This is a genomic window from Streptomyces sp. NPDC051207 (assembly GCF_040682395.1).
Lineage (GTDB): Bacteria > Actinomycetota > Actinomycetes > Streptomycetales > Streptomycetaceae > Streptomyces.
Window position 1 is genome coordinate 15,890 of record NZ_JBFBAX010000035.1, and the last position, 22,327, is coordinate 38,216.

18 protein-coding genes and 3 pseudogenes are annotated in these 22,327 nt (G+C 70.8%); 10 read left to right on the forward strand and 11 right to left on the reverse strand.

Annotated elements, in window-relative coordinates:
• Positions 1 to 20 precede the first annotated feature (20 nt).
• Together AB0M97_RS26515 and AB0M97_RS26520 are read right to left on the reverse strand one after the other, a co-directional pair.
• Positions 21 to 6,188, reverse strand: coding sequence for an amino acid adenylation domain-containing protein (locus tag AB0M97_RS26515; protein ID WP_365963493.1), 6,168 nt, complete (start codon positions 6,186 to 6,188; stop codon positions 21 to 23).
• Positions 6,189 to 6,475: 287 nt separating this feature from the next.
• Positions 6,476 to 7,774 (reverse strand): ATP-grasp domain-containing protein, encoded by a 1,299-nt coding sequence (locus AB0M97_RS26520; protein WP_365963494.1) that lies wholly within the window; start codon positions 7,772 to 7,774, stop codon positions 6,476 to 6,478.
• Positions 7,775 to 8,423: 649 nt separating this feature from the next.
• Here AB0M97_RS26520 and AB0M97_RS26525 point away from each other — a divergent pair.
• Positions 8,424 to 8,606, forward strand: coding sequence for a hypothetical protein (locus AB0M97_RS26525; RefSeq protein ID WP_365963495.1), 183 nt, complete (start codon positions 8,424 to 8,426; stop codon positions 8,604 to 8,606).
• A gap of 37 nt (positions 8,607 to 8,643) precedes the next feature.
• On the opposite strand, the gene AB0M97_RS26530 is transcribed toward AB0M97_RS26525, so the two are convergent.
• From AB0M97_RS26530 to AB0M97_RS26555, 6 genes and pseudogenes are all read right to left on the reverse strand, one after another.
• Positions 8,644 to 8,937, reverse strand: a complete 294-nt coding sequence (locus tag AB0M97_RS26530) for a DUF4238 domain-containing protein (protein WP_365963530.1) — start codon at positions 8,935 to 8,937, stop codon at positions 8,644 to 8,646.
• Between the two features lie 209 nt (positions 8,938 to 9,146).
• Positions 9,147 to 9,497 (reverse strand): annotated as a pseudogene (locus AB0M97_RS26535) (DUF4238 domain-containing protein); the annotation flags it as partial.
• Between the two features lies 1 nt (position 9,498).
• Positions 9,499 to 9,903 carry a hypothetical protein gene (locus tag AB0M97_RS26540; RefSeq protein ID WP_365963496.1) on the reverse strand — a complete coding sequence of 135 codons (405 nt, stop codon included), beginning with the start codon at positions 9,901 to 9,903 and terminating at the stop codon, positions 9,499 to 9,501.
• 54 nt (positions 9,904 to 9,957) lie between these two features.
• Positions 9,958 to 10,668 (reverse strand): hypothetical protein, encoded by a 711-nt coding sequence (locus tag AB0M97_RS26545; RefSeq protein WP_365963497.1) that lies wholly within the window; start codon positions 10,666 to 10,668, stop codon positions 9,958 to 9,960.
• On the reverse strand, positions 10,649 to 10,924 hold the full coding sequence (locus AB0M97_RS26550; protein ID WP_365963498.1) for a hypothetical protein: 276 nt from the start codon (positions 10,922 to 10,924) through the stop codon (positions 10,649 to 10,651). Before AB0M97_RS26550 ends, AB0M97_RS26545 begins: the two co-directional genes overlap by 20 nt.
• A gap of 18 nt (positions 10,925 to 10,942) precedes the next feature.
• Positions 10,943 to 11,563, reverse strand: a complete 621-nt coding sequence (locus AB0M97_RS26555; RefSeq protein ID WP_365963499.1) for a hypothetical protein — start codon at positions 11,561 to 11,563, stop codon at positions 10,943 to 10,945.
• A 387-nt stretch (positions 11,564 to 11,950) separates the two neighbouring features.
• Here AB0M97_RS26555 and AB0M97_RS26560 point away from each other — a divergent pair, with 387 nt between their 5' ends.
• On the forward strand, positions 11,951 to 12,169 hold the full coding sequence (locus tag AB0M97_RS26560; RefSeq protein WP_365963500.1) for a hypothetical protein: 219 nt from the start codon (positions 11,951 to 11,953) through the stop codon (positions 12,167 to 12,169).
• A gap of 215 nt (positions 12,170 to 12,384) precedes the next feature.
• Here AB0M97_RS26560 and AB0M97_RS26565 read toward each other — a convergent pair.
• Positions 12,385 to 13,202, reverse strand: a pseudogene (locus AB0M97_RS26565) (IS5 family transposase).
• A 235-nt stretch (positions 13,203 to 13,437) separates the two neighbouring features.
• On the opposite strand from AB0M97_RS26565, the gene AB0M97_RS26570 reads away from it, so the two are divergent.
• Both AB0M97_RS26570 and AB0M97_RS26575 read left to right on the forward strand, forming a co-directional pair.
• Positions 13,438 to 13,743 carry a hypothetical protein gene (locus AB0M97_RS26570; RefSeq protein WP_365963501.1) on the forward strand — a complete coding sequence of 102 codons (306 nt, stop codon included), beginning with the start codon at positions 13,438 to 13,440 and terminating at the stop codon, positions 13,741 to 13,743.
• Complete coding sequence (locus AB0M97_RS26575) at positions 13,721 to 14,179, forward strand: hypothetical protein (RefSeq protein WP_365963502.1); 459 nt, start codon at positions 13,721 to 13,723, stop codon at positions 14,177 to 14,179. The genes AB0M97_RS26570 and AB0M97_RS26575 overlap by 23 nt, the downstream gene beginning before the upstream one ends.
• Positions 14,180 to 14,698: 519 nt before the next feature.
• Here the strand turns inward: AB0M97_RS26575 and AB0M97_RS26580 are convergent.
• A complete protein-coding gene (locus AB0M97_RS26580) occupies positions 14,699 to 15,121 on the reverse strand; it encodes a pentapeptide repeat-containing protein (RefSeq protein WP_365963503.1) in 423 nt (140 codons plus the stop codon).
• Between AB0M97_RS26580 and AB0M97_RS26585 the strand changes: the two are divergent.
• The 5 genes and pseudogenes from AB0M97_RS26585 to AB0M97_RS26605 form a co-directional block, all read left to right on the forward strand.
• Positions 15,011 to 15,245, forward strand: a pseudogene (locus tag AB0M97_RS26585) (hypothetical protein); the annotation flags it as partial. The gene AB0M97_RS26580 and the pseudogene AB0M97_RS26585 overlap by 111 nt on opposite strands.
• A 232-nt stretch (positions 15,246 to 15,477) precedes the next feature.
• Entirely contained in the window at positions 15,478 to 15,864 is a 387-nt protein-coding gene (locus AB0M97_RS26590; protein ID WP_365963504.1) for an ectoine synthase, read from the forward strand.
• A gap of 8 nt (positions 15,865 to 15,872) precedes the next feature.
• Positions 15,873 to 18,500: a class I adenylate-forming enzyme family protein gene (locus AB0M97_RS26595; protein ID WP_365963505.1), complete on the forward strand. Its 2,628-nt coding sequence runs from the start codon at positions 15,873 to 15,875 to the stop codon at positions 18,498 to 18,500.
• On the forward strand, positions 18,497 to 19,699 hold the full coding sequence (locus tag AB0M97_RS26600) for an acyl-CoA dehydrogenase family protein (protein WP_365963506.1): 1,203 nt from the start codon (positions 18,497 to 18,499) through the stop codon (positions 19,697 to 19,699). The genes AB0M97_RS26595 and AB0M97_RS26600 overlap by 4 nt, the downstream gene beginning before the upstream one ends.
• Positions 19,700 to 19,808: 109 nt before the next feature.
• Positions 19,809 to 21,032: an MFS transporter gene (locus AB0M97_RS26605; RefSeq protein WP_365963507.1), complete on the forward strand. Its 1,224-nt coding sequence runs from the start codon at positions 19,809 to 19,811 to the stop codon at positions 21,030 to 21,032.
• Positions 21,033 to 21,114: 82 nt separating this feature from the next.
• Here the strand turns inward: AB0M97_RS26605 and AB0M97_RS26610 are convergent, their stop codons facing one another.
• Entirely contained in the window at positions 21,115 to 21,447 is a 333-nt protein-coding gene (locus AB0M97_RS26610) for a hypothetical protein (protein WP_365963508.1), read from the reverse strand.
• Positions 21,448 to 21,784: 337 nt separating this feature from the next.
• Here AB0M97_RS26610 and AB0M97_RS26615 point away from each other — a divergent pair, with 337 nt between their 5' ends.
• Positions 21,785 to 22,288 (forward strand): hypothetical protein, encoded by a 504-nt coding sequence (locus AB0M97_RS26615; RefSeq protein ID WP_365963509.1) that lies wholly within the window; start codon positions 21,785 to 21,787, stop codon positions 22,286 to 22,288.
• The last annotated feature ends 39 nt before the right edge of the window (positions 22,289 to 22,327 follow it).

The following is a 22,327-nucleotide window of genomic DNA, read 5'->3' on the forward strand; positions in this document are numbered from 1 at the left end:
GAGGTTCTCTCTGTTCCCTTTCAGACGGACGGCTCGCGGCGCGCGCCGACGCCGTCCACAGACGTCTCGATCCGGTCGGTGGTGTCGCGGACGGAGCCGCCGGGGTCCTCGGCGATCTGCGCCAGGACCGCCTCGTACAGGCGCCCCAGCTCGTCGACCACGCTCTGTGGGAGGAGCCTGCCGTCGGCGTTGAGGGTGATCTCCAGTGCGGCACCGTCCGGGTCGCGGCCCACGGTCGCGAGGAACGGCGCGTCCGTGTGCTCGAACCACCGGACACCGGTGAGGTGCCCACCGCCGTGGGCGTCCGCGTACGCGGGGAAGTCCGTGTAGTTGAACAGCGCGGAGTAGCGGGGCCAGTCGTCCGGGCTGTCGCCGCTCGCGGCGCAGCGGCGGTGGGCGAGCGCGCGCATCTCGAACGCGAACACCTGGTCGATGAGCTCCGGCCACGTCTGGTCCCCGATCCGGACCCGGTGCGGCTGGAAGTTGAGGAACATCCCGACCAGATCCTGCGCGTCGTCGGTTTCGGGGCGGCCGTGTGTGAAGACCCCTGTCAGGACGTCCGGCTCACCCGTGACCAGGGCCAGCACCTTCAAGTGCGCTGCCAGCAGCAGGTACTTGAGTGGGTGGCCCGTTCCGCGCGCGACCTCGCGCAGCCGGGCCTCCCGGTCGGCCGGCAGGACGACGGTCGCCTCGGCCCAGCGGGATCCGCCGTCGGACGGGTGGTGGGGCAGCCGTGCTCCCGGGTGGCCCGCGAGGACGTCGCGCCAGAACGCGCGCGACTCGGCGGAGGTGCGGGCCGCCGCCTCGGCCAGGGCGTAGGAGCGGAACGAGCCGGCCGCTCCGCCGGACCGGACGGGCCCGGCCGCCGCTCCGGCGCCCGCTCCCGCGGCCTGGGAGGCGTACGAGAGGAGGAGGTCCCGGACGAGCAGGGAAAGGCTCCAGCCGTCGACGACCGCGTGGTGGAAGCTCATCGAGAGCACGAAGCGGTCCGGCGCCGTGCGGTGTGCCGCGAACCGTATGAGTCCGGGCCGCTCCCAGCGGAAGCCCGAACCGCGTTCCCTCTCGAACCACTCGTCGGGCGCCGAGGGGTCGTCCACGGAGTCCACCACGGTGAGATCGGGTTCGACCGAGGCGTACACGAGCTGCCGGGGAACGGGCGCCGCCAGGTCGACGGCGGCCCGCAGCGTCTCGCAGGACGCGGTCATCCGCCGCAGCGCGGCCCGCAGCAGGGCCGCGTCCAGGGGCAGCGCCACGGAGTAGGCGAAGACGTCGTGGTAGGCAGACTGCGCGGGGTCCCGCCCCGTCGCCCTGATCATCCGGAGCTGGGTGGCGGTGAGCGGATAAGCGTCGACGACTCCCGGCGGAAGCCCGTCGAGCGACGCGCCCGAGGCGTCCCCGGTGCTGCCCGCCGTCCCCGTGGTCCCGGGCTCGGGCGCCCGCGCCGCCAGCCTGCGGACGAGGGCCCGCACCGTGCGTGCCTCCATGACGTCGCGCAGTGCGGCACCGGGGTGGTTCCGGCGCAGCTTGGCGAGGATGCGGATGGAGCTGATCGAGTCCACCCCCGCGTCGAGGTAGTTCTCCTCCACCTCGATCGTCTCCCTGCCGACCACCTTCGCGATGATCGCGGCGACGGCACGCTCCGCTTCGACCGCGGCGCCGTCGGCCGGTTCCCGCCCCGCGTACCGTTCCAGGGCGGTGAAGAACTCGCCCGAGTACTGCTCCGCCGTCGAGGTCTTGACCCGCGCCCGGTCGTGGGACACGGCGAGCTGCGTCTCACCGGCGAAGTGGTCACGGTGCACATGGACGGTCATCGGGAAGCTGGTGAGCTCGAAGTACCGGGCGCTCTCGATCGACACCGCCTCCCGCGCGGGGGTGGCCGTGTCACCGGCCGGCGCGTAGGAGTGGAAGTCGGTGTAGTTGAAGACCACGTCGAAGAGCGCTCCCGCGTGCTGCCGCTCGATGTCGGCGAGGGGGAACCTCTGGAGCGGGACGAGTGCCCGCTCGCGCTCGAAGACCGAGGTCGGCAGACCCGCGTCGTCCGGCTCGCCCACCTCGACGGGCAGCGGAAGGGTGTTCAGGAACAGGCCGACCATCTCGCTGCCGCCGGGCACCTCCGGACGGCCGTTGCCGACCAGCCCGGTGATCACGCGCGACCGGCCGGTCAGGTCCGCCAGAGCGGCGCAGTGCGCTGCCAGGTACAGCGACTTGAGCGGCAGACCGAGGGCCGCGGCGCGCAGGCGCAGCCGCTCCTCCAGCTCGGCGGGAACGGCCCGCTCCAGTACCGCCGTCTCGATCGTCGACGGCGCAGCGGATCCGAGGTGGCCGGCCAGCAGCGTGGCGGAGAAGCCGTCGAGCATGCCGCGCCAGGCGTCCCGGTCCGCCGGACGCCGTGCGCTCTCGCGCTCCAGCGCCACGTAGGTGCCGTAGCCGGGATCCGGGGCGGCCCCGGCCGCCGGGCCGGCCGGGAGCCCGGCGCAGCGGCGCCGGATCTCCTCGACGACGAGGGCGACGCTCCACCCGTCCAGGATCAAGTGGTGGAACGAGAAGGCCAGGTTGACCCGGCCCTCGCCCCGCATGTGGACGCGGAAGCGCAGAGGCGGCCTGCCGAGGTCCAGCGGGCGGCGCTTCTCGGCCTCGATCCACTCCTCGACCGCCCTGTCCTGCGCGTCTGCGGGCAGCCCGGTGAGATCCACGACCTCCAGGGACGGCACGGCGTCGGCCGCGTCCGGGCGGAGCACGACCTGGAGCGGCTCGTCGTAGCGCTCCAGGTCGAAGCAGGACCGCAGCTGGGGGTGGTGTGCCACGGTCTCCCGCACGGCACGCGCCAGTTCGGCCGGATCGGCCACGCCGGTGAACTCGTAGTCGAAGATGTCGTGGTAGACGGGCGATGTCTCGTCGAGCAGCGAGTGGTAGATCATGCCCGACTGGAGCTTCGTCAGCGGCCAGGCGTCTTCCGCCACCGCCGGGAGCGCCTGCTTGTCGTCCTCCGACACCAGCCCGAACGCCTCGGGGACGGCCGGCCCGGACGACGCCGGGTCCTGGCGGGTCAGCGAGGCGGCGAGTTCCGCGATCGTCGTGTGGGCGAAGACCTCGCGCAGGTTGACCTCGTACCCTGCCGCGCGCAGCCGGGAACTGACGCGCAAGGCCATGATCGAGTCCCCGCCGAGGGCGAAGAAGTTGCTGTCCGCGCTGACCGGTGCCCGCAGTCCGAGGACGTCCGTCCAGGCTCGGGCCACGTCCTGTTCGGCCGTGGTGGCGAGCGGCCGGCCGGCTCGGTCGGCCGGTGCCGCGTGGGCCACCGGCGCCGGCAGCGCACGCCGGTCCAGCTTGCCGTTGGGCGTGGTGGGCAGCTGCGGGACCTCGATGAGGTACTGCGGCACGAGGAACTCGGGCAGCAGCTTGCGCAGCCGGGCCCGCAGGTCCTCCGGGTCGAACGCGGAGCTCACGACGTAGGCGGCCAGTGCCTGCGTGGGACCCGACGTGTCCACGATGACGGCCGCGTCCTGGACGGCGGGCAGGTCGCGCATGACCGCGGCGATCTCGTCCGGCTCGACCCGCAGGCCGCGCAGTTTGACCTGGTTGTCGATGCGCCCCAGGTACTGGATCTGACCGTCCGGCAGGAACCGGGCCAGGTCGCCGGTGCGGTAGAGGCGGGCTCCCGGGGCGGTTCCGTAGGGGTCGGGGACGAACATCCTCGCGTTGAGGTCGTCGCGCCGGTGGTACCCGGTCGCCACGGCGACGCCGCCGATGCACAGCTCGCCCGGAACGCCGACCGGCTGGAGCCGCAGGTCCCGGTCCAGGACGTAGAGCCGCACGTTGTCGATGGGCTTGCCGATGGGGACGAGCTCGCCGGGGTAGTCGGCCCGGCAGGGCCAGTGCGAGACGTCGATCGCGGCCTCGGTCGGGCCGTAGAGGTTGTGCAGTTCGCAGGAGGGGAGCGTGGCGGCGAAGACCTCGATGGTCTTGCGAGGGAGTGCCTCGCCGCTGCAGACGACCCGCTTGAGCGGACCGCAGTACCGGGCGAGTTCCTCCGCCTCCAGGAACACGTTCAGCATCGAGGGGACGAAGTGCACGGTCGTCACGCCCCGGGAGCGGATGAGTTCCTTGAGGTAGTCGGGGTCGCGGTGCCCGCCGGGCCGGGCCACGACGATGGCGGCCCCGGTCATCAGCGGCCAGAAGAACTCCCACACCGAGACGTCGAAGCTGTACGGGGTCTTCTGCAGTACCCGGTCCGCCCCGGCGCCGCCCGCCAGCGGGAAGGCCGACTGCATCCAGTGGAGCCGGTTGGCCAGCGCGTCATGGCGGTTGATCACACCCTTGGGCTGCCCGGTGGACCCGGAGGTGTAGATCATGTACGCGGGCGAGCCGGGGGCGAGGTCCCGGACGGGATCGGTGTCGTCCTCCTGGTCCAGGGACGCGTCCGGCAGGACGAGGAGCCGGGCGGCGGCGCCGCCGAGCGCGGCGCGGTGGCGCTCCTGGGTGAGGATCAGCGGGACGCCGGCGTCCTGGATCATGAACTCGATCCGGGCGGCCGGGTATTCGGGGTCGATGGGCACGTACGCGCACCCCGCCTTGACGATCGCGAGCAGCGCGATCACCATCTCCGCGGAGCGCTCCATGAACACCCCGACGAAGGGACCGGGCCCGGTCGTGCCGAGGGTGCTGCGGATGCGGTACGCCACCTGGTTGGCCCGCCGGTTCAGCTCGTCGTACGTGTACGACTGGCCTTCGAACTCGACGGCCAGGCTGCCGGGGCTCCGCCGGACCTGCTCCTCGATGACGTCGGCGACCGTGCCCTCCGGGTGGGCGACGCGGGTGTCGTTCCAGTCGCCGAGGATCAGGTCACGTTCCTCGTCGCGGGTCATCGACGGGGTGCCCACCGGTGTGTCGACGCCGGTGTCGGCCAGCGAGGCCAGCAGCCGGAGGTAGTTGCGCAGGATCCGCTCCGCGGTGTCCCGGGTGAACAGGTCCGTGTTGAACTCGAGCTCGAACTCGTACGCGTCGTCGGTCCGGTTGACGTACAGCATCAGGTCGAACTTGGCGGCGGTCCGGCGTACGGGGTGGTACGCGGAGGTCAGTCCGGGTCCGAGGTCGAGCGAGGGACGGCCGTCGAGCAGCGTGAGCATGGTCTGGAAGACCGGGTTGTGGTTCCGGGCCCGCTGGGCCCCGAGCGCCTCGAGGACCTTCGGAAGGGGCGCGTCGCCGTCGTCCAGCAGTCGCTCGGCGGCCTCCTGGGCGTGGGAGAGCAGGGTGCGGAAGGTGTCGTCCGGGTCCACCGGCACGAACAGGGGCAGGGTGTTGACGTAGCAGCCGACCTGCTCCAGGTCCTCGGGGCCCGGCCTGTTCAGCACCGTGGTGCCGACGGCGAAACCTTCCTGCCGGGTGTAGCGGTGCAGCAGTAGCGCATACGCGGCGAGGAACACCGGGAAGGCGGTGCTGCGGCAGGTGCGGGCGCACTCCTTCAGCAGTGGTTCGACGTCCGCGCCGGGCACGCGGACGGTCATGCTGTCGCCGCGGAACGTCTGCACCGCGGGTCGCGGGCGGTCCAGCGGCATGCCGAGCAGGTCCGGGGCGTCGGCCAGCGACCGGCGCCAGCGCTCGACCGCGGCCGACTGCCTCTCGTCCGCGGCCGCCGACCGGCTCTCCGTGACGAAGGCGCGGAACGCGGCGCCCGAGACGGGCCGTTGCGGCAGATACCCGGTGGCCACCAGGACCCGGTAGTTCTCCGCGATCTCGTCGAGGACCAGGCGGATGCTCCAGTCGTCGACGACGATGTGATGGGCCGTCAGGCCGAGCCTCCAGGTGCCACCCGGCAGCGCCACCACGACCGCCCGCAGCAAGGGTGCCGAGCCCAGGTCGAACGGCCGCCGGTGGTGTTCGGCGAGCAGCTCCTCCGCCCGGGACCGGGCCTCGGCGGCGGCCAGGTGCCGCAGGTCGACCACGGTCGTGGTGTCCGCGAGGACGTCCGCGTCGGCGTGGTGCACCCGGGCCCGCGGTCCACCGGGGGTCTCGTGGAACGACGTGCGCAGGGAGTCGTGCCGCAGGACGGTGGCGCGGATCGCGCGGCAGAACGCGTCCGGATCGAGGTCACCGGACGTCTCGAAGGCCACCGACTCGTTGTACGCGGGCTCGTCGGAGCCGGCGAGCTCGTGAAAGAGCCAGAGGCTTTCCTGGGTGTACGAGAGCATGCTTGCGTCTGTGTCCGGTTCCCCGGCCATACCGCACTCCAAACTCGGAATGAATGTCGGCTCGTTGACGTGACGAGTGATGTGGATGCAAGGGGATCGGCGTCCTGCCGCACGAGGTCCGGTGCGCCCTGTCCCGGACGCGCGCTCGGTGCGGTGCCGTGTCCGGTGGCAGGCGGAGTGTCGCCGTCCGCGTCCGGGCACGACGACCAGCCCGGCTCTCCCGGCGCTCGCGACGGTGGGAGCTGATCCGACGGGACCCGGCCGGAGGACCGGATCCCGGATCGTGGCTAGGACGCGGTCACGGCCCCGTGGAACGGGTCGAAGACCTCGTCGTACGGACGCAGGATCGAGCTGAGCGTGTCCGGTGCCACCGCGTCGGGGCCCGGACAGTCGTCCTTGAGGGGCTCGGTCTCTATCGAGATGTGCCCGGCGACCGTGCGGGCCAGGCGAACGGCGGTGTCGGCGTCGTCGGCACGGACGATGACGTGCCCGCAGCGATCGTCCGACCAGCGGAGTTCGGGCACCGTGGAACCGGCCTCCACGCTCACCGACACCTCGACCACGCCGTCGACGGCGCGCGCCGCCTCCAGGCCGGTGACGGAGGTGACGACCCCCGGGGCCGCGGTCAGGAAACGGATGGCGGCCGCGCCGCGCGCGGGGTGCAGGTGCCCGTCGAGCGGGGCACCCTCGCCGACGAGGCGGTAGGTGGCCTCCTCCATGTCGACCCCGTACACCATCCTGACGAGATCGTTGATCCGGTCGCCTCCACGGCGGGTGTGGGACTCGACGATCCGTGGTCCCTCGTCGGTCAGGATGATCTCCGTGTGCGACGGGCCGTCCTCGAGACCGACGGCGTCGAGGAGCCGTACCGTCAACTCCCGGATCCGGTCGAGCTGGTCCCCTTCCAGGGGCGCGGGAGTGACGTGCCCGAGCTCCACCGTGCCGCCGTCGGTCTCCTTGGCGGTCACCGCGATGATCGTGTGCCGCCCGGCCTCCGAGAAGGCCTCCACGCTCAGTTCGGGACCGACCAGGAGCTTCTCGACCTGGAATTCACCGAGTTCGAAGTCCTTGCACCAGGCCCACACCGCGTCGACGTCCTCGGCCGTCTCGATCCGGCGCACTCCGAGGCTGCCCGAGCCCTTGGTCGGCTTGACGATGGACGCCCCGTGGGAGGCGACGAACGCACGGAGTTCCGCCTGCGTGGGATTGACCGCGTAGGGAACGGGCCCGATGCCCTGCTCGTTCAGCAGTGCCCGCATCGCGGCCTTGTCGTGCAGCAGCCGGGCGCATCGTTCCGAGGTGCCGGGAATTCCCAGGGTGTCGGTGAGATGGCCGGCGACCAGTTGTGCCGCCTCGGTCTGCGTGACGATCCGTGTGATCGGCGCGATCCGGTGCAGTGCGGTGGCCATCGCGACGGCGCTGGGCACGTGCTGGTAATCCACCAGGGCAAGCTGCTCGCAGAGCGGAATCAGCGCCGGGTCGAATTGTGAAGGCTTTTGCAGATAGGCGACGGTCACACCGGCGGACTTCGCCTTCGAAACTAATCGGATGCTGTCCCCAATGACCAGCACACGCCCCCGTGCCACGATCATCCCCCGTTTCAGATCGCTCTCTCCTTTAGCCGTTGAGGAGGCTAGCACAGCCCCAGCGGCCGACCCAGGGATTGCGCCGAGATCAGCCGACGGTCAAGCCCGGGCCAGGCCTCCTGCCTGCTCGGAAGGCGAGGTGACGGTGGGAGATGTTCGCTTTGCCGACGGTCTTCCGCAACCGTTCACCGGCGACGTTCCGCTTCCGCCGCTGCCGGATGGAAATCAAGAAGCCCGGCAGGCGGCTATCCGATGCCTTTCAGCCAATTCCTCGAGAAGGGTTGCGGGCGCTATTCGGCCTTGTCCGCAGGCGGCCGACCGCGGACACCGGTCCGCTGATCGTTGGCTGAATTCGCTGTACCACCGAAGCCCTTCGCGGCGTCCGCGAAGCCCGTTGCGCGGTGGCAGGCGGCCGGTCCCGCGTGAAGACTCCCTGCCCGGCCGGAGGTGCCGGGGATGCCCTGAAGTGCCCACGTGTCGCGCCCCCGCCCGCGTCCGTGTGGGCAGGGGGCGACGCGGTGCTCTTCCCCGGGCCGGTCAGGTGCCCTGGAAGATCTCAATCTGCGCCCCGATGGAATTGAGCCGTTCCGCCTGAGGCGGAGCCCTCCCCTCGCCCTCCTGAAGCCGGCGTCCGGTGGCTCGGAGACGGATGCGCAGCACCCTGTGCGAAATCTGCCTGACCGCCCGCTTGCGCCTCGGGCTGGAACCCAAGGACGTCGGTGACCTCCTGCGACGGTCCCTCCACCTCGACAGCCAGTTGGACGGCGACACTGTCGACGCCCTGCTGGACCTGGCACTGCCCCCCTCCGCCACAGGAGCCGAGAACCGCTGAACGTGCACGCGGCGGACATGGACGAGGACGACGGCGGTCACGGCCAGGCGACGACCACCTGCTCGCAACTGTCCGTGAGGTCCTGGTTGCAGCTGATCACCCGGCTGAGCTTGACCTCTTCCGTGGATGTGCCTTGGCCCGGAATGAGTACAAGCTGAGCCGTAGGGCTGACCGGGAACCTGATCTCGTGAGCACCCTGCAGTCCGAACCCTCGATAGGCGTCCCTCGGAGTTTCCGGGCGCCAGAGTATGAGGGGGGCGTCGGAGGTGAGGAAGATCGGCTTGCGGCTGGTCTCAAGCCGCCAGTGCCGAGCACGGAACTGGGGATGCACACCTGGATAGAACTGAGCTGCAAGGCGACCGCTTCGTCCTGGGTGGGATCGTTGCCGCCGTTCACCGCTCGCGTTCCGTGGTAGTAATCCCAGGCACCCTGGACTTCGGCTGCCCGTGGCGGATGACCGAGATGCTTGCCGGTGAGGTACTCGGTCATCAGGGCCTTGTCGACCTCCCGGCCGTTCGCGTACGCGGTAACGTCGCGCCCGAAAAGCAGCGTCGTGCGCTTCCTGGGTGTCCTGACCATCTGCACGGCCAGGTAGATGCAGAGCAGTTCGCGATCGTCAGTACCGACGGCTGGTGGCGTTTCCGTCTCGTCTATTCGACGCAGGGCAGCAAGCCCTTGCCCTTCCAGACCGCTGAGCTCGCGCTCCATCGCCGTGGAGGGCATACCGTTCTTGTCCGTAATCGTATAGAAGCCCGTCTCGGCTGCAACGTTCTTGACGTTGGCGAGATGAGTCTTCGGCGGGCACCGACGCCTCACCCTAACCATGTCGCCTCTCCCAAATCGTGCCAGATAGCTCTGAGGCACGTAGTGGTGAAGCTTCGGATCCGACATCTCAGCCCCTGTCCGGCTCGTGGTGGCGGCCCATGTACCCACGGACTTCGGCAGCCAGCTGGCCAGTGGCTTTGAGTGCCTCCTGATGGCTATGACGAGCCTGGGCCAGGTGGTTCACTCGCTCAAGCACCGCGTCGTTGGTAAGCGTGGCCGCCCACTCGCTGATCGTGTCGCTCATGTCACTCCCCATCAGCGGGACGAGTATTTCCGTCAGGCCGGCGCGTGCGACCGCGGCCTGGATCCGCTGTTCGCCTCGTTCTGCGGCAGAGGCGGCTCCAGCCCTCGGCAGTTCGCTGCGCAGATCGTCGTATCCGGTGGAGATGTCCAACTGCGGCGGCAGAGGCGTGACCTCACGGCCGCCAGTGACGATGATCGGAATGGCTGTGGTGCGGACCCAGTCCTCCAAGTACTCCAGTTCTTTGACAGCGATGTTCCAGATTCCTGTGTGCGGACACTGCAGCTACACCGTCGTCCAGATCGAGAAGGGAATGTACGCGCCGCGCGGCGCCATCGCGATGATGTCGTTGACATGGATCGGCTGCCCACTACCTGGTTGTGGCCGCCGCTCAAAGGGCTGGGAGACCGCAAGCCCGGGGTTCGGTGCGTCGGGGTGGACAGCTCCCAGGCGGGCTGCTGCAACAGTCGGCCGCCGATGTTTGGCCATGTTGGTGTACTCAACGAGGATTTTGAGCGGGTGCTCGCCAGGCTCCCGGCGTTGGAAGGGCTGCAGAGTTCGGATGCGCTGAGCAAGAGGAGCACTGGGCTGCAACGGTGGAAGTCCGCGCCTGCGGCGGTGATTGAGCCAAGCCTCGAAGTCAGCAAGGCTCGTGCTGGCGGCCATCTCGATGCTGCGTTCTTCCTCTGCCGTGAGAGACCGTCGCAACATGTGCTGCACTTCGGCGTACACGGTGTGTTCAAGCACAGCACGCAGTTGGGTGACAGCGTCAGCGACAAGACGAGGAACCGCCTCAGGGAGTGGCGCAATCCCAGCCACGACTGCCTGCACTTGATCGCCGTCGACGACGGTTTTGAGGGAGAGTGGCTCTTGAGCGGTGTAGTCGTGAACCGTCCGTATGACTCGGTCGACCGTCTGATCGACATGAGCCAGGGTCGCCACAACATGCAGCTGGTGGTCCGGCACCCAGGCGTAGTCAGCAGCGGTAGTGCTCATGTCTGAACACCTGACCAACGGTGCGTAGGGCGGGGCGCTTCGGTGAACTGACCGCCGCTAGGGCAGTTCTTCCAGCCGGGCGAGCAGCCTGGCGGCGGTGGCGACGGCCGCGATGGCGTGCGTCGGCGCGGGTCCAGGTGAAGTTCTCGGTGGTACCGGAGTCGTCATGCGGTGCGCCGCTGAACAGCGCGTAGGCGCTCTGGGCGAGCATCGCCCAGCGCTCCTCCTGGTCCCGTTCCCCGGCCTTCTTCTGCACGGCCTGGTCGTGGACCCTTCAGGTGTTGCAGGCCTCCCGTACGGGATCGAGGGCCGCGCGGGCGAGGGCAACGGCGTGCTCGTACCGTCCGTCACGGATCGCGGTCTTCGCCTCGCGGATCCGTCGCGCGCCGGTGGCCCGGGCCTCCACGGTGGTGACCGGGACGAGGACGTCGACGAAGGCGCCGGCATCGAGCTGGGTGAGGGCGTTGCTCCACGTCGCGTGCGGGACGCGGATGACCTCCTGGTCGTCGGCGACGGGCCAGTGCTTCGTCTCTGCCAGTGCGGTCAGGGAAAGTTCGGCGCGCAGGGCCAGGTCGTTGCCCGCCCGCACCCTTTCCAGTCCGCGCAGCTGATGGTCGGTCACACTCGTCTCGAGCGTGAGGTTCGTGGCGAAGGACTTCAGCCCGACCGGCCGCGGTGTGTGAAGGACACCAATCCAGCTCGCGGGGCCTGGTGTCTCGTGCGCCCAGAGGGCGCCGGAAACAAGGAACGGCGCGTCCACGGTGAAGTCGCCGTGGGCAGTCACCTCAAAGGTCAGGGCGAGACGGTGTACGTCCCAGCCCTGGAAGAAGTTGACGTGCTGCTGCGCCCGGATATTGACGGTGTAGTCGTTCGATCCGAATCGGAAGCTGGCCATCGTTCCCTTGCCTGAATGAGCTCCTACCTGATGGTGGCAGGTCAACCATCCTGGGGGCAGCGAATATCTCGGGGAGCCCGACGGGGCAGCGCACGGTGGTGAACTGACCCAGGCGAGAACGGCACGGGGACGGTGCTGTGCGCGCTTGCAGGCGAGACAGCGTCCGGAGAACAGCGCGGGGGCTGGCAGACACCCGGGGCAACACCCGCACCGATCGCCGCTACGCTGAACACGCCACCCCGGGCCAGGGCCGAGACCCCACAGGGACGCTCTCAGGCAGAGAGCCGCAGCAGGACCGCCGACCGCGAGGCGCGCACCGCCCCCACGCGGACGACACCACAACAGGTGTCCGCTGTCCTCGATCCCTCTGCTCAAGGGAGCAGCATCATGACCTGGGACAACGTTCCCGCGCCCGTTCAGCCGCCCGTCCCCGCGCCCGTCCCGCAGCAGCCCGCCGTGGGTGCCGGCCTGACCGCCGCGATAGGCCAGGGCGTCGTTCAGGGCGCCGCCCGCTCCATCACCGACCGGCTGGTGGACAAGTTCCTCACCAACCCGCCCGACTGGCTCAGGTCCCTGTGGCACGCGCTACCGAAGCCCTGGGAGTAGCCATCACGGCCGGGCAGGTCGACCCTGCCCGGCCGCTGCCGCCGCTCGGTCGTCAGGCGGTACTGAACTCGTGGGCGGGGCCGCCGCGCCACTCCACCCACTGCGGGTCGTCCAGGACGGCCTCGGGTTCGGCGACATCTCAAGGGTGACTTGCCTCGCGCGCCTACTCACCCGCATTACCCCTCCACTGCGCGAACCGGTGGCCTTTAGAGGTCCTAACAAAGGCGTTGGACGTGTCGGTGGGTGATGAGGCAGGTGGCCAGTCCGAGGAAGGCTTCGTGGATGTCGGCGCGTCTTTCCCAGCGGGTGCGCAGGCGGCGGAAGCCGTGGAGCCAGGAGATGGTGCGCTCGACGACCCAGCGGAAGATGCCCAGACCGGAGCCGTGTGGCTGGCCGCGCTCGGCGATGACTGGCCGGATGCCGCGTTTCCACAGCAGCCGCCGGTACTTGTCGTGGTCGTAGCCGCGGTCGGCGAAGAGCATGTCCGGCCGTCTGCGTGGTCGCCCGACCACGCCGGCCACGGGTGGGACCTTGTCCAGCAGGGGCAGGAGCTGAGTGACGTCGTTGCGGTTCCCGCCGGTCAGCGACACCGCGAGCGGGATGCCCTGGCCATCGGTGAGGACGTGGTGCTTGCTGCCCGGCCGTGCGCGGTCGACCGGGCTGGGACCGCTTTTGGGCCCCGCCGGGCCGCCCGGACATGGGAGGAGTCGATCACCGCCCTCGACCAGTCCAGCTTCTTTGCCGACCGGAGCTTCCTCAGCAGTACCGAGTGCAGCTGGTCCCACACGCCGGCCTCGTTCCAGGCGGCCAACCGCCGCCAGCACGTCATACCCGAGCCGAAGCCCAGCTCCTGGGGCAGGTACTCCCACTGGATGCCGGTGTGCAGCAGGAACAGGATCCCGCACAACGCCTGGCGGTCCGGCACCCGCGGCCGGCCCGCCACCAGCTTCGGCCCCGGCTCAGGCAGCAACGGCTCGATCAGCGACCACAGTTCATCCGACACGATCCAAGGCCGCGGCTCACGCTTCCCCACGACCCGACCAACGAGCAGACAAGCCGACGGTCACTTGATCAACAACTTCTGTTAGGACCTCTTAGCCTGAGCGCATGCCCAAGCCGAGTTCAGCGCCGACGACTACGTCAACCCCGATGCTCCCGAAGACGAACTCCGTCTGAAGCCGGACCACCCTCGTGTCCGCGACCACTCCTACGACTGCGCACGCAGCATCCAGGAGCTGGACCTGTGGAAAGGTTCGCTCATCTCCACCGTGATGGAACCCTGGGATGGCTACCCCGACCTGGCGGAGGTCCCCGAGGACGCCGTACCGGGCCCGGAGCTCACGCTGTTCATCAAAGAGCGGAAGCGCGGTCCTGGTTACGTCGCCGATTTCCTCTACAAGGCAGCCGATCTGCCGGTCGCCGTGCACGGCATCCTGGCGAACCAAGGATCCGGCATCGGGGTGGTCGAACTCGAGCTCTGGCGGCCGGAGGGGGCTACTGGGACGACTGGGGAGACTTCGTCGGCCCCCCGAAGAGGAAGCCGTTACGGCGATGCCCGCGCCGATCACCAGTGATGTGTTGCGTCGCATCCCGCTGGGTCAGATCGTTGCACGGGCCCAGGCCGAGCTGGCCGACCAGTCAGGGAAAGAGGAAGGAGTCATTGTCCTGGGTCGATCGCGGGCTGCAGAAACAGACCTCGAACCGGCATCCCAACAAGCTCTGCAGAACGCGAACGCGCTCGCACAGCCAGCGCAGCGGGGTCGCCCCCCGCTCGATGGTGCACTCCTGCACGTCGTGGCCCACGCCTATCTGCGTGAAGCCATCAACGGCGCCGGCCTCCATCGCCGCCTGGCTGACTTGTTCAGCCGCCCGGAACCGACCATCAAGGACTGGATCAAAGCAGCCCGGGACCGCGGCTACCTCTCCCCCGCCGTCCTGGGCCGCCGGGCCGCCGGCCCCGGCCCGCTCCTCACTCAGCGTGAGGACGACCTGTGTACACCACGGATCTGACCGTCAAATCCCAAGCTCGTGGTAGGCAGCAGGGCCTCCATCCGGCACAGGCCGCCCGACCTCGTCCGGCCAGACCACCAGGCACGGAGTAGCGGCTGGGGAACAGCATGTGAGTAGCCGCCTCTGCGACGGCCGGCCAACCCGATGACGACCGAACGACAGCAGCCACCTGGTCACTTCACGACAGCAGACCGCCCCTCATATACGCCCCGCCATCAGGCAGCCAGCGCTCCACGCTGCTGACACTCACCTGTTGCTATCAGCACGCCCACTCACAGCCACGTACGGCGCCCTCTTCACCTGGCTCGCCTACTGGGCTCCGCTCAGTCCGCCCGCAACGACGCCCTGTGGACCTGCGCCGCGAGGCCGAACGCGACGCCGGGCCTCCACCCAGCTGACGCCAGCGACGCCGTAGGGGCCGTGGCCGCGGCGGGGTGGTCCTAGACCCGGGGCCACTCGCCGACGGGAGCCGCTGCGGTGCGAGGCATGCCGACGAAACGACTGATTGCGCCCTCCGGATCACTGGAGTGAAGGAACCGCACCCGTCGCGTTGTCGAAGGACACCCGGTCGCCGGAGAACGTCGCGCCGTTGAAGGACATCCGGCCGCCCGAGAACTCCGCACCGTTGAAATTCAGATCACCGTCGATGGTGACCCCGGTGAAATCAAGGTTGCAGCTCTGCCATGAGCGGTGAGCGCCTTGGGGAACGCGGTAGTGGTCTCCAATGAGGCGCAGGATCGTATGCCGGACCTTGCGGAGGGCCAGGTAGCGGTGGTGTTCCTCTTGATGGGCGGGGTCGTCGCCGGGGTCGGGGGTGTAGGGGAGCTGGAGTTCACGCCGCTCGGTGAGCCGGAAACCGTCGAGAACCCGAAGCCCGGCGAGGTCGTCTACGCGGACGGGGCCGGGATCCTCACCCGCCACTGGAACCACCGCGACGCCCACCGCACCCGTGCTGCAGCGGGCCGTCAAGGCGGCCGCCCACGAACTGCTGGCCCTGTTCGCCCCGCACGCCGAGGCAACGGCCGTGCACCACCTCTCGCCGGAGCAGCCGGAGGTCACCGTGTGAGAGGGCGGACCTCACCAGAACGCCGTGGCCTCGCGCCTTCCGGTCCCGCACCGCACACTCTGCGAGCGAAGGCTGTCACGCACAATGGCCGGAATCACAGCGGTGTTCGTTCCGTGCTCTGTCAACGCCCCGAGGACTCGGCTAAGTTCACTGCGTCGGCATATCGGGGGGTGCACGGCCCAACGCCTCTCATCGGTCTGCGCCGGCAAGGGCGCACAGGAGGGGGACAGAAGTGCTCATCAGGTCGTTGGCTCAGTTGGCGGGGACCGAGCTGGACGTGGACTGGGGCAACGGCACCAGCACCCGACTGCTCACCGCGGCCGACGGGATGGGGTTCACGGTCTGCCACACCGTGGTCCGGGCCGGCACCAGCTCCCTGCTCGAATACCGTTCGCACCTGGAGGCGTGCTTCTGCATCGCCGGCTCCGGTGAGGTCGAGGGCGACGACGGCATCGTGCACCGCATCACCCCGGGCGTACTCTACGGACTCGACCGGCACGACCGGCACTGGCTGCGCGCCGACGACGGACGCGATCTGGTACTGATCAGCGTCTTCAACCCGGCGCTGGCCGGGACGGAGAGGCATTCCCTGGACCGCCTGGAAGCCTCCTCGTACTGATGGCCGGGGTGACGACGCACGTCGGGGGCGCGGGCACGCCCACCCGGTTCCACGCCTACTTCGAGGCGAACGCCGCCGGGTTCCCGGAGCGCCTCGCCGTCTCGCTCGACGGCGACCGGCTCACCTACGGCGGACTCGACGAGCGGGCCGAGCGGTACGCCCGGCGACTGCGGGAGGCCGGGGCGCGGCCCGGCGACCGCGTCGTCGTGCACGCGCGGCTGTCGCTGGACGTCGTCGCCGCGGTCCTCGGGGTGCTGAAGGCCGGGTGCTGTCTGGTCACGACCCATCCGACGTTCGGCACGCGCAAGCTCGTGCACCAGATCGAGCAGACCGACGCGGTGGTGCTGGTCACCGACGCGGAGCGGTCGAGCGAGGGCCGTGGCGAGGAACTCCTGCGGTCCACGGACCTTTCCGCCGTCGTGGTCCTCGGATGCGACGGCCCGCCGGACCGGTCCGTTCTGCGGCGGGCGGATGCCGTGCGGCGACCGCGGCGGGGCGCGGGAATCCCGCTGGACGAGGAGCCGTCCGCGATCTTCTTCACGTCGGGGTCGAGCGCGGCGCCGAAGGGCGTCACGGTCACTCACCGCATCATGGTCTCCGCGTTCCGGGCGGTGACCTCGCGGCTGCGCAACACCCGGGACGGCGTGATCCTCAGCGCGACCCCCATCGGCTCCGACTTCGGCTTCTACAACATCATGATGCCGCTGAGCTTCGGAGGCCGCGTCGTACTCCTCGACGGCCTCCCCGCCGAGCCGGACGACCTGGTCGACGTCATCACGCGAGAGGGCGTGACCGGCGTCCACGCCTTCCCGTCCCTCCTGGCGCTGCTGGCCGGGGCGGACGACGACGGGGCCGCGCCGCGGGCGCTGCCCACCCTGCGCTACTGGTCCAGCACCGGGCAGCGCCTGCCGGTGGAGCACATCCGCAGGCTCCGCTCGGCGTATCCCGGCGTCGCGCTCCATTCGATGTACGGCCTCACCGAGTGCAAGCGGGTGCTGATGCTCGATCCGGACGATCTCGACGGCCACGTCGAGTCGGTGGGCAAGCCGCTGCCGGAGGTCCGCGTCTTCCTGGTGGCCGAGGACGGTTCGCCGGTCACCGAGCCGGGCGCGGCCGGTGAACTGGCCGTGGGCGGGGATCTCGTCATGCAGGGCTACTGGAACGACCCGGAGGGCACCGCGCGGTCCCTACGCCGCCGGGTGTTCGGCTGTGATCGCGTGTTCTTCACCGGCGACCTCTTCACCCGTGACGCGGACGGCTTCCACTACTGGACGTCGCGCCGGGACGACGTCTTCAGCCGTGCCATGTTCAAGGTCAATCCACACGAGATCGAAGCGGTACTGCGCCGGCACCCCGGGGTGGCCGACGCCGCGGTGGTCGCCGTGCCCGACGAGGAGGCGGGACACGTACCGGTGGCGATCGTGGCGGCGCGCCCACCGGTCCGCCCCTCGCCTGCCGAACTGCGCGCCCACTGCGAGCGGTTGCTCGACTGGCACATGGTCCCTGCCCGCATCGTCCTCCACGACGGCGCGGTCCTCCCCCGGTCCGCCTCCGGAAAGACGGACCGGCGGACGCTCCAGCATCAACTGCTCCAGGGCCGGTCAGCGCGGCCCGTGAAGGGAACCCCGCCCGTGCAGACGACCGGCGCACCGTCCACGCACTCCGCCGACTCCTCCATGTTCCGGCTGGTGGACCGGTTCGACGCCATCGCCCGGGGCGCCGACCAGGTGCCCCGGGCTGCCGTGCAGTCCACGATCCGCGACCGGATCGGCAGCCGGCGGGAACTGGACTACCAGGACCGGCTGGTCGAGCGGGCCGGACCGCTCTACCACCACTTCCTGGCGAGCGTCCCCGCCGTGCTGGAGGAACTGGCCCGGGTGGGCGTCGCGCTGGCCCGCCTCGCCGAGCGAAGGGCCGCCGAGGGAGAGGGACCCTTCACCTTCTACGAGGCCGACGCCTTCGACGGCACCCAGGGCCGCACGCTGGCCGAGGCAGCGGGCGACAGCGTGCGCACGCTCACCAGCTCGCCGAACCGCGCCAACGAGCCGTGGTTCCACCGGGACGCCGACCCGTCGCTGTCCTCCTTCTTCTCCGGCTCCCTGTTCGAGCTGGACAGGAACAGCCTGAAGGGCCATCCGGCGCACGCCCTTTTCGGCGACGGCGCCGACGCCGTGTACGAGACCGCCGCGTTCCAGTTCTACGGCACGGACCGCCGGGCCCAGATCGCTCATCTCGCCGGGATGCTCCGTCCCGGAGGGCTGGCTTTCTTCCTGGAGAAGCTCGACCACCCGGACCCGGAGGAGTACCGCAGACGGGAGGAGGCCAAGGACCGGATCCACAAGGCGAGGTACTTCTCCGCGGCTGAGATCGCGCGCAAGCAGCAGGAGATGCTGTCCTCCATGCGCCAGGGCCAGGTGGACTTCGACACCCTGGCCGGCGCGCTCTGCGAACGGTTCCGCCACGTCCATCTCCTGTGGAGCGCCACGAACTTCTACGAGTTCGTGGCGTGCGACGACGAGGAGACGCTGACGGAGTTCCTGGAGCTGGCCGGCAGCCCGCACGTACCGGAGGAGTTCTGCTTCGACCGGCCGACGACGCGTCGACTGGTCGGGGCCGCGGCGAGGGAGGGGCGGTGACGGTGGCCGGGTTCGGCGTTCCCCGCCCGGCGTCGGGGCTGGACGCCAAGGTCGTCGCCCGGGTGGACGGGTTCGCGGACGTGTGGCGGGAGGGCGCGGCCGTCGCGGAGCGGGACCGGGTACTGCCGGCCGAGTCCATTGCCGAACTGGCGTCCGCCGGGCTGCTGGAGATCGTCGCCCCCGCCGGGTTCGGCGGGCTCGGCCGGGACTGGCCGACGCTGGCCGAGGCGGCCCGCCGTGCGGCGAGGAGCTGCGCCTCCACGGGCTGGATCATCGGGGTCGTGGGGGCTCATGCGGCACTCGCCGCACGGCTGTCCCCGGACGTCGCCGAGGAGCTGTTCGCCACTCCGGGGCCCCGGCTGTTCGCCACGGCGTCCGTAGCGGCGGGGGGCCGGATCACCGAGGCCGACGGCGGGGTCCGGCTCTCCGGCCGCTGGCGGTTCAGCTCCGGTGTGGACCACGCGGGCTGGGTCGTCGTCCACGGCCCCGATCCGGCGGGCGGGGCGGAGTCCGGACGGCGGCTGCTCGTCCCCGTCGGCCGCGACCGGGTGACCGTGCAGGACGACTGGCACGTCTCGGGCATGGCCGGCACCGGCTCCCGGAGCATCCTGCTCGACGACGTCTTCGTACCCCGGTCCCGGCTGACCCCGTTCGACGCCTGCTTCGACGGCAGGGGGCACGACGGGCCGGCCGATCGGCACTACCTCGAAGAGGCACCCCTTCACCCCTACCTGACGACGACGGCGGTGGGACCGATCCTCGGCTGCGCGGAAGGCGCCCTGTCGGCGGTGACCGCGTCGCTGTCGCAACCCGGCGGGGCCTCGCCGCGCCCGGCGGCACGCCCCCTCGCGCAGGACCGTCTGGCCGAGAGCAGCGCGGACATCGCGTGTGCCCAGCACCTGTTCGTCGCCCTGTGCTCGACCCTGCACACAGCGGGCGTGCAACGCCGAGGGCTGAGCCCGCAGGAGCGGGCGACCGTCCACAGGGACCGCGCCCACCTGGCCCGCCTGTGCGTCAGGTCGGTCGGCAGACTCGTGGAACTCCTCGGCACGGACGGGCACTTCGCCGCGCATCCCCTGTCCAGGCACTGGCGCGACCTGCAGTTCATGGCCGCCCACCGGGACGTGAACTGGGAGCGCGCGGCCGTCGACTACACGGCCGTGCTGCTCGGAGGCGGCCGCGCTCCGGCGGGTGTCTAGCGCCTCCGGGGCCGCGGGCGCTCGTGCCCCGGCCGGTGGTGAGCGAGGTGACGGCCCGGGGCGCCGTGGTCCGGCGGGCCGGGGTTTCCATCGGGCCAACGCCCGGTGGTTGGTCGGAGGGCTGCTGCTGTTCCTGCTGTCCTCCTTCGGGCAGACCTTCTTCGTCTCGTTGTTCGCCGACGGCATCCGGGCCGACGCCGGGCTGTCGCTCGGGGAGTTCGCGGGGCTCTACACGGCGGCGACCCTCTGTGCCGCGGTCGGGCTCGCGGTGGCGGGGCCGGCGGCCGATCGTGTGCCGCCCCGGTTCGCCGTGCCGGGAGCGGTCACGCTGCTCGCCCTAGGGTGCCTGCTGATGGCCGTGCGTCCGCAGGGGCCCGGCCTGCTCTTCGTGGCGCTGCTGCTGCTCCGGCTCGCCGGGCAGGGCATGTTGACGCATCTGGGGTTCACGCTGGTGGGCCGGTGGTTCACCGCGGAGCGAGGGCGGGCGGTCTCGGCCACCTCGGTCGGGCTGAACCTCGGCGAGGCGCTGCTGCCGCTGGCCGCCGTCCCCCTTGCCGCCGAGATCGGGCGGCGGGGCGTCTGGGCGACCGCCGTGGCCGTGCTCGTGGCCCTGGGCGGCGCGGCGACGCTGCTGCTCGCCCGGGAGCGCATCCCGGCGCCCGGAGAGCGCGCCGCTCCCCTGAGCCGGCCGGGGACGGCGGCCGACCCCTCCCGGCGTGAGGTCCTGCGCACCGCCTGCTTCTATCTGGTGCTCCCCGCCATGGCGGCCCCGGCCCTCATCGGCAACACGGTCTTCTTCCACCAGTCCCACCTCGCCGACCTGCGTGACTGGCCGCTGACCGCGGTCGCCTCCGCCTACTCCGTGTACGCGGTATCCACGGTGGTGTTCAACTTCGCCGGGGGCCACCTCCTCGACCGCACCGGCGCCCTGGCCCTGGTCCCGTACTTCCTGATCCCGCTGGCCACGGGGCTGTGGCTGCTCGGCACACTGGAGCAGCAGGCCGCGCTGTACGCGTTCATGGCGCTGTACGGCGTCACGAACGGCATGTCGCTCAGTCTGTTCGGCGCCGTGTGGCCCGAGTTGTACGGGGTGACGCACCTCGGGGCGATCCGGTCGGCGGTGGTGGCCGTGCTGGTCGTCGCGTCGGCCGTGGGGCCGGGCGCGGTCGGCGTCCTGCTCGACCTCGGGGCAGGCCTTCCCACGCTGCTGTGGACCATGGGCGCGTACTGCCTCGCCGCCTCCGTCACCGCAGGGGCGGCGATCCGGCGGCGTACCGCCACGACGACCTCACGCCGACGGCCTCGCGGAGGAAGCCCGTCTGCGGGACGGTGACGCGGGCGGTGACGGCACAACGCCGCCCTCCCGGAGGCGGTGGCAAGGCGAGGTGCGGGTCAGCAGCCGAGGGCGGCAGCGGTCACGGGGACGGGGGTCGACTCGCGGGGCGGAGGTCGGGCCGATCACCCGCATCGTGATGTCGTGCAGGGTCAGGGTGTAGGTCCCCGTCCCCGCGCCCCTCGCAGGTCCAGCTGTTCAGGGAGACGGTCTCGCCCGTGCGGTGGTCGGTCCGCAGGGCGCGGGGCTCGGTCCACAGGCGGTGGCCGTCCTTGGCGAGGGTGACGTCGGCGCTGAACTCGCAGTTCCGCTCGTTCCGGTCCCAGCCCCAGAGGGTGTCCCTGGTCCAGCAGCGGGCCTCGACCGACGTGGCCGGCCTCGGCATCTCGTGGCCGAGGAGGGAGACGTAGATCATCGTTTCGGTGAGGCGGACGGTCGGTTCGCCCGCGTGGTGGCCGTCGGTCGAGTAGCCGGGTCGTGGCGCACGCCTTCGGCGGGGCGGGGTCGGCGGTGGCCGGCGCGGTGGGCACAGTGGTCAGGGCCGGGGCGGCGAGCAGCGCGCCGCTGAGGCGTCGTCGGGGAGTGAGCATGCCCTGCTGAACGATGGTCCTTTGGGCTGGTTGTCACTCCCGGGTTGTGACGGCGACGTGGGCGCCCGTCGGGCGGTGCGGGAACCGCCGGGGCGGGGCGGGGCATCTCCGTCCCAGGGGGCGGGTGGGAGGGTCGTCGACCGGGGTGTCGTGGAGGCCGTGGTGGCGTTGTGGGTCCTGGGCGGTCTCGTCGTCCTCGTCGTGGTCACCGGGGTGCTCGCCGGGCGGGACGACGGGACGTACGCCGGGCGGCCGGTGGTCGTGCGCGGCGGGGGTCGGGGCGGCCGCTGGAGCGGGGCGGACCGGCTGCGTGGCGCCGCCGTCGTGGCGGGGCTCGTCGCGGGGGGCTCGTATCTGCTGGGGCTGGCCGCCGTGGGGCTCGCCGTGCTCGACGCGGCGGACGGGGGGACCGACTCGGCGCCGTACCGGCCCTGCCGTACGGAGGGGTGGCTGGAGCGGTCCGCGCGGGGGATCGAAATCGTCGACTACTCGGTGCGGTATCTGCCGCTCGCCTTCCGGTGCGAGACCAGCGACGGCGGAAGGTACGACAGCGGTGAAGTGCCGGGGTGGGTCAATCCGGTCGCGGTGGGGGGCGCGCTGCTCGCCGCGGGGTGCAGGGGCGCGGCCGTGTTCGCCGCCAGCGGGCCGGGGGCCGGGGAATCCTGAGCCCTCGGTCCATCGGAGTGGTCAGTCCGCCGGGGCGAG

Bases quoted from the DNA above. Each gene is read 5' to 3' on its own strand.
- AB0M97_RS26515 (WP_365963493.1), bottom strand. From the start codon at position 6,188: ATGCTCTCGTACACCCAGGAAAGCCTCTGGCTCTTTCACGAGCTCGCC.
- AB0M97_RS26525 (WP_365963495.1), top strand. From the start codon at position 8,424: ATGCGCAGCACCCTGTGCGAAATCTGCCTGACCGCCCGCTTGCGCCTC.
- AB0M97_RS26545 (WP_365963497.1), bottom strand. From the start codon at position 10,668: ATGAGCACTACCGCTGCTGACTACGCCTGGGTGCCGGACCACCAGCTG.
- AB0M97_RS26555 (WP_365963499.1), bottom strand. From the start codon at position 11,563: ATGGCCAGCTTCCGATTCGGATCGAACGACTACACCGTCAATATCCGG.
- AB0M97_RS26560 (WP_365963500.1), top strand. From the start codon at position 11,951: ATGACCTGGGACAACGTTCCCGCGCCCGTTCAGCCGCCCGTCCCCGCG.
- AB0M97_RS26575 (WP_365963502.1), top strand. From the start codon at position 13,721: ATGCCCGCGCCGATCACCAGTGATGTGTTGCGTCGCATCCCGCTGGGT.
- AB0M97_RS26610 (WP_365963508.1), bottom strand. From the start codon at position 21,447: ATGATCTACGTCTCCCTCCTCGGCCACGAGATGCCGAGGCCGGCCACG.